Consider the following 6,793-nt stretch of genomic DNA (forward strand, 5'->3'; position numbering starts at 1 on the left):
TAAACCCAATGATGAATTGGCGATCGCTCAACAGGCCGGCGAACTCCACCGCAATTTCCAAGGCTACACCACCCAGCCCGAATCTGACCTACTGGGCTTTGGCATGACCTCCATCAGTATGTTGCAGGATGTCTATGTGCAAAACCATAAGCGCATCGGTGATTTCTACCGTGCCCTAGATGTCGACCAATTGCCCATCGATAAAGGCGTGCGGCTCACCCAGGATGATCTGATTCGGCGCACGGTGATTATGGAGTTGATGTGTCAGTTCCAGCTCTCGGTACAAGACCTAGAGGCCAAGTATCACCTAGGGTTTGACCTAGAGTTCAACGACTATTTTGCGTCGGTGCTCCCCCAACTGGATGCCCTAGAAGCCGATGGACTGCTCAAGCGCTGGGGTGATGGCATTGAAGTCACCCCTAGCGGCCGCTTGCTGATTCGCAACATCGCCGCCGTGTTTGATACTTACCTAGGCGCTCGCACAGGTAACACCTTTTCGAAGGCAATTTAAGGAACGACACCTATAGATGGGTCGCGCATATCCCATCTCAATCTTGCCAACTTGGGGCGTTGCTGATCACCCAACGTGCTGATCATCCAAATCCATGGGGGTCTGCACGTGTTAGCACAACCTTAATCAGGATTCTCATGCCTTGTGCTCGTCAGCAACACCCAAGCTGGACATCCTGGGCCGCCGAGTCTCCAGGAAACTCTAAACCCCTAGCTCATTGTGTTGTGTGAGGTATTCATGTCCGTTAGTTCCCTACCACCCCATCCCAGCCGCTATCCTCTCAACTGGGTTGCCGTTACATTATTCACCGCCGTCCATGCCCTAGCCCTGCTGGCCCCATGGTTTTTCTCATGGGCGGCCCTAGGCGTGATGTTGGCCCTCCACTGGCTCTTTGGCAGCATCGGCATTTGCCTTGGCTACCATCGCCTCCTCAGCCATCGCAGCTTCCAAGTTCCCCGCTGGCTGGAATATGCGATCGCCATCATTGGCGCACTGGCCCTGCAAGGCGGCCCCATTTTCTGGGTGGCGGGCCATCGTCTGCACCACGCCCACACCGAAGATGTGGAGCAAGATCCCTATTCTGCCAAGCGCGGCTTTTGGTGGAGCCATATGCTGTGGATGATCTATCCCCATCCAGATTTCTTTACCTACGATCGCTACCAAAAATTTGCCCCCGACCTAGCCCGCCAAGGCTTTTATCGCTGGCTCAACAGCAACTTTCTGCTATTGCAAATCCCCTTAGGTTTGCTGCTCTACGCCATCGGCGGCTGGTCGTTCATCATCTACGGTCTGGTCTTGCGCGCCGTCTTGCTCTGGCATAGCACCTGGTTCATCAACTCCGTCACCCACATGTGGGGTTACCGCACCTTCCACGTCAACGATAATTCCCGAAACCTTTGGTGGGCAGCGATCTTGACCTACGGTGAAGGCTGGCACAATAACCATCACGCCTATCCCCACGTGGCCAAAGCAGGTTGGCGCTGGTGGGAAGTCGATGTTACCTGGTGGGCGATCTGGCTGCTCAAGTCGGTCGGTCTAGCCCGAGAGGTTGTTATGCCGCCAGACAAAGCTTTAGCCCTTGCTGTTCAACCGGTGCAGCGATCGCTCTAATATCGCTGTACCAAAGCCAACTTGCACAGATAACAGTCGGGGTGTAGCCATTACACCCCGTTTTTTTGTCGCTCTCTCGACTAAATCGCTACAAATACTGTGGCTCTTGAGCTGGATGTGCCATGGGTACAGATACGCGAATGGGGTGGAGCCGCAACTCCACCCCACCCTATATCTCTGGATAGCACTGCTACAAAGCGATGGTTAAGACTGACTCGATACCGTCAACTCTTCCTGCTTCTTCAAGCGACGCTTGCGGGCATAGAGTTGGATAATCACCGCGATCGCCAACACCGCCGCTCCAGTTCCCCAAGCCGTAGCGCTGGTGGGCAGGCTGTTCTTAAAGATGGCGAGCAGCACAATCAAGCCCAGCAAAATCGTAGGGATTTCGTTAATCCGCCGCATTTGCATACTGTTAATCGTGCAGGTATCTTCAGCAAGCTGGCGCTGCAGCCGTCCACAGTAGAAGTGGAATCCCAACAGAATCGCGACCAAGAGCAGCTTCACGTGCAGCCATGCTTCCCGCATCACGTGGGGTTCTGTGGCAACGATCGCGATCGCCATGGTGATGGTGAACATCATGGCAGGCATCATGATCAGCTTATAGAGACGCTTCTCCATCCGGCTATATTCTTCCTTGAGAGCCGAGCGGATGGGTTCCGGTCTTTCGTCTGTTTCGATGTGATAAACAAAGAGGCGTGGCAGATAAAATAATCCGGCGAACCAGGCTACAAAGCCAATGATATGAAATGCTTTAAACCAAAGATATGCCATGATGCGCTATAAACGTTTGCTAAGACAACCATTCTTTATATTACCGAGGATGGCTGGCGCTCTAGGCCCGGCCCTATGGATATAGTGTTGATTCTTAATATTTATAGCGCTCCAGCAGGGGAGGTCTGCAATGGCTGAGCTTGAACGTGATGGCTTACGAGACAGAATTCCGTGGCTGAGATCTCAGACGTGACGTTCCGATCTATTTCAATACAGCTGCCAGATTTTGGCTACACTCAACCCTCGTCTCATAAAGATTTGAGCATTGTGCCGTGTGGCAACTCTGCTCAACCTTCGTCTCATATGAATTGGAGCCTTGAGCAGCGTCGCAATGCTTGCCCATAGTTTCGTCTCCACTTAATTGCGATGATTATTGCTGTAGGGCACATTTGCCCCAGCCCACTGCAGCTTTTCACGCAGTGTGCGGTAGTAAGAATAGTTTTCCCGCAGCATAATAAACTGGGCAGGGCGATCGGCCATACGCACATCTACTCGCTGTCCTGGCCAGATCGAGGTGGCCAACACGCCATCCATCCACAGCTTGGTGTTGAGTTCTCGATCGGCCAACGGCCAAATGCTGACCACCGAACCGCAGGGAAGAATAATCGGACGGCTGGATAGACTTAGAGGACAAATGGGGGTGATGGCGATCGCATCCATGCCGGGATGAAGAATCGGGCCATTGGCAGCCACGGTGTAGCAGGTAGATCCTGTTGGCGTGGCCACAATTAGCCCATCACCTTGGTACTGATCCACCACTTCGCCATCAATGGCTAGCTCTAGAATCGACGTGATCATGCGATCAGCGGAGGCGGGCTTCACGCACATCTCGTTCAGCGCAAAGAAGCGATCGCTCACCGGCTCCAGATTGGTATGGTTGCCCTCAAAGGTTGCGCCCTGGAGCATCATCCGCTGCTGCACCGCAAAGCGATCGTCCCGCAGGCGATCCCACACTTGGTCTGAATCTTGAAAAATATCGAGGGGTTCGGTCAAAAAACCTAGATGACCGCCCACATTTACCGCCAAAATCGGGATGCCGTCCGGGGATAAATGGCGCGCCGCCGCCAAGGTTGTCCCATCGCCCCCCAGCACCAGAGCTAGGTCAATGGGCTGGGAAACCGAGGCCAGAAAAACCGGGTAGGGATTGTCTTTTGGCCCGCTTGGGCCCATTAAAACACGACACCCCCGCGCTTCGAGCTGTCTCGCACAGGCTTCAGCGACCCGCTGGCTATTGCGGTCTCCAGCTTTGTGGGCAATGATGACTTGCTTTAAATCCACTCCCTTACCACTTGAGGAGATTGAATTGCTCCATATCCACCGTGTTGCGATTACGGTAGATGGACAGCACAATGGCTAGCCCCACGGCCGCTTCCGCTGCCGCAATTGTAATCACAAACACCCCAAACACCTGCCCTTTGATGCTAGCTGGATCGAGGTAGTTGGCAAAGGCAATCAGGTTGAGGTTGACAGCATTCAACAATAGTTCGATCGACATCAGCACCCGAATGGCATTGCGGCTGGTGACAAGACCATAGATGCCGATACAAAACAGGGCGGCGGCTAGCAGTAGAAAATACTGAAGAGAGATCATGACTATATACAGAGTACAGACTAAAAACACCAGATCAACAGGAAGCGATCGCTGGGGAGCGATCGCCTCTAGAGTTTCCTAACTCTCCGAATCACTAGGGGTTGTTGCCACCCCAGCCAACTCCCGAGGACGCTCAGGCAAGGTTAGTGCTGGACGTTGAATCGTGTCAGCATCTAGGTCAGGCAGAAACTCTCGGCGTGCCAGCACGATTGCTCCAATCAACGCAATCAGCAGCAGCACAGACGCCAATTCAAACGGCAGCAAGAAGTCGCTAAACAAGTGTTGACCAATAATCACCGTCGCGTTGTCTCCCGCCGCAGGCAGCATCGACACTTGCCAGGGGGTAGTTACAATCATCGTGCCTAGGAGAGCAAACAATCCAACGCAGACCAACGCCGTCGCGGCTCGCCCCAGCCACACATTTTTCAGGGGAACAAAATCTTCCTGCTTGTTGACCAACATAATGCCGAACAGGATCAAGACATTCACCGCGCCGACATAGACCAACACTTGGGCCGCTGCCACAAAGCCTGCATTCAGCAAAATATAGAGTCCAGAGATGCTAATAAACACCCCCCCAAGCAAAAAAGCTGAATAGACAATGCTGGATAGCAACACCACACCAAGGGCTGTGCCGAGCATCATCACGGCTAGCACCCCAAACGAAACGAGCTGAACTCCATCGGCTAAATTCACAACTGATGAATCTCCTTCTTTATCGGCTGATAGTTGGGCCCACGAGCAGGATCAGCAGCACAACGTCGTTTACGCCAGTTGCGCCATCAACACCCATGAGCTACTTAGAGGTGGTTTCCTGTTCTTGTTCTTCCAGAATTTCATCTGGAGTCTTGCCAGACCGGCGAGAACCCGCAGGCAGATCATGAGGATCCAGAACACCCTTGGGTAAATACCCCAATTCCCGTAGAGGCGTCACCATTGGATCTTGGGTCACCTTGTAGGGTAGACGGCCCAACGCTACATTATCGTAGTTCAACTCGTGGCGATCATAGGTTGCCAGTTCATATTCTTCCGTCATCGACAAACAGTTGGTGGGGCAATATTCCACACAGTTGCCACAGAAAATACAAACACCGAAGTCAATGCTGTAATGCTTCAGGTTTTTCTTCTTGGATTCTTTGTTAAATTCCCAATCCACCACAGGCAGGTTGATGGGGCAAACTCGTACACAGACTTCGCAGGAAATACACTTATCAAACTCAAAGTGAATACGTCCGCGATAGCGCTCAGACGGGATCAGCTTCTCGTAAGGATACTGCACCGTGACAGGACGACGCTGCATATGGTCGAAGGTCACCGACAGACCTTGACCAATATACTTGGCGGCCTGCAGCGTCTCCTTGGTATAGTCGCTGACTTGTTTGAGAAACTTCAACATGGTGTTTTGCTCTCTCGGTATGCTCAGATAATCGGCGTCTGCAATGGGTAACGCGAGGGTAGACCGTCGTTAAGAATAGGTCTTAACCGCCAAAGGCGATGGGGAAAGCTAGCTTCAGCCCTGCCGTCACCAGTAAGTTGACAAGGGCAATGGGCAAGAGGAACTTCCAGCCCAAGTTCAATAGTTGGTCAATGCGCACCCGAGGCACAGTCCATCGCACCAACACGGCCAGAAAGACCAACAGGTAAGCCTTAAAGATCGTCATGACAATCCCTAAGGAAGCGGTGACGACCTGAAGCCACGGCGTGGTTTCGCTCACTCCAATCCAACGAGAGATCAGATCAATAGAGATTGGAAATTCCCAGCCGCCGAGATATAGCACGGCTACCAGCAGGGCAGATAGCACTAGGTTAACGTAGGAGCCTAGATAGAAGAGGGCAAACTTCATGCCCGAATATTCTGTTTGGTAGCCTGCCACCAGTTCTTCTTCCGCTTCAGGCAAGTCAAAGGGCAAACGCTCACATTCTGCCAGGGCAGACACCCAGAATATCAGAAAGCCAACCGGCTGCCGCCAGATATTCCATCCGAGGATGCCGTAGCCCGACTGCTGTTCCACAATGTCGATGGTGCTCAGGGAGTTAGACATCATGACGATGGCTAAGACCGCTAGTGCCAAGGGAATTTCATAGCTGATGGATTGGGCAGCAGCCCGCAGGCCACCGAGAAGCGCATATTTATTGTTGGAGGCATAGCCTGACATCAGCAGACCGATGGGGGCAATGCTCGACAGGGCAATCCATAGAAAAATGCCGACCCCAAGATCCGTAATCAGCATGTGTTGGCCGAAGGGCACCACGATGAAGGAGAGGAACACCGGCACCACCACCAACACGGGGCCCAGGGTAAAGAGCCAGCGATCGGCTTTTGCCGGGACAATGTCTTCTTTAAATAAAAGCTTGACGCCATCGGCGACGGGAATCAGCATCCCAAAGGGCCCGGCATATTCGGGGCCAATCCGTTGTTGGGCAGCGGCAGATACTTTTCGTTCTAGCCAGGTGGTGACCAACACGCCAACAGTGGCAGAGACCAGCATCAGGAGCAAGGGTAGGGGAACCCAAACGGCCTTAGCAAGCTCCGCTGGCAGGCCTAGCTGGGCCAGGAGTTCAATAAAACTTCGCTGTAAATCAATACCAGATGAGTTCATACGCTCGAAGTTTGGTGGATGGGCTTCAATCAGGCTGAGCGATCGCTCGTATGGAACCGAGAATGCTAAGCCAAGCTTGTATAAGCTGAACAACTAGTGGTTTTTCTACTGTTCAGTATATCGTTGCGTGACTTAACAATCGGACAGAGACCCCTAGGAAGTTTAGGACAGTTTGATAAGTTGTGCTTAAGTGAGGGGCGATCGCTC

8 protein-coding genes are annotated in these 6,793 nt (G+C 52.7%); 2 read left to right on the forward strand and 6 right to left on the reverse strand.

Translation table 11 applies throughout. The features are described from left to right. On the forward strand, positions 1–511 hold a 511-nt coding region (locus V6D20_14555), incomplete at its 5' end, for a hypothetical protein (GenBank protein ID HEY9817000.1). Positions 512–748: 237 nt separating this feature from the next. Then, positions 749–1,621 (forward strand): fatty acid desaturase, encoded by an 873-nt coding sequence (locus V6D20_14560; protein HEY9817001.1) that lies wholly within the window; start codon positions 749–751, stop codon positions 1,619–1,621. A 204-nt stretch (positions 1,622–1,825) separates the two neighbouring features. Here V6D20_14560 and hemJ read toward each other — a convergent pair whose 3' ends face one another. The 6 genes from hemJ to nuoH all read right to left on the reverse strand — a co-directional run bounded on the left by hemJ (position 1,826) and on the right by nuoH (position 6,586). Next, a complete protein-coding gene (gene hemJ / locus V6D20_14565; GenBank protein ID HEY9817002.1) occupies positions 1,826–2,395 on the reverse strand; it encodes a protoporphyrinogen oxidase HemJ in 570 nt (189 codons plus the stop codon). A gap of 357 nt (positions 2,396–2,752) precedes the next feature. After that, the gene (locus tag V6D20_14570) at positions 2,753–3,673 is read right to left on the reverse strand and encodes an NAD(+) kinase (GenBank protein ID HEY9817003.1); all 921 of its coding nucleotides are present in this window, start codon (positions 3,671–3,673) and stop codon (positions 2,753–2,755) included. Positions 3,674–3,677: 4 nt separating this feature from the next. Next, on the reverse strand, positions 3,678–3,983 hold the full coding sequence (nuoK, locus tag V6D20_14575) for an NADH-quinone oxidoreductase subunit NuoK (GenBank protein ID HEY9817004.1): 306 nt from the start codon (positions 3,981–3,983) through the stop codon (positions 3,678–3,680). An 81-nt stretch (positions 3,984–4,064) separates the two neighbouring features. Then, positions 4,065–4,682, reverse strand: a complete 618-nt coding sequence (locus V6D20_14580) for an NADH-quinone oxidoreductase subunit J (GenBank protein ID HEY9817005.1) — start codon at positions 4,680–4,682, stop codon at positions 4,065–4,067. A 100-nt stretch (positions 4,683–4,782) separates the two neighbouring features. Beyond that, complete coding sequence (gene ndhI / locus V6D20_14585; protein HEY9817006.1) at positions 4,783–5,379, reverse strand: NAD(P)H-quinone oxidoreductase subunit I; 597 nt, start codon at positions 5,377–5,379, stop codon at positions 4,783–4,785. Between the two features lie 85 nt (positions 5,380–5,464). Continuing rightward, positions 5,465–6,586, reverse strand: a complete 1,122-nt coding sequence (gene nuoH, locus V6D20_14590; protein HEY9817007.1) for an NADH-quinone oxidoreductase subunit NuoH — start codon at positions 6,584–6,586, stop codon at positions 5,465–5,467. Positions 6,587–6,793 lie beyond the last annotated feature (207 nt).

The sequence above is a fragment of the Candidatus Obscuribacterales bacterium genome (assembly GCA_036703605.1).
In the GTDB taxonomy this organism is placed as follows: domain Bacteria; phylum Cyanobacteriota; class Cyanobacteriia; order RECH01; family RECH01; genus RECH01.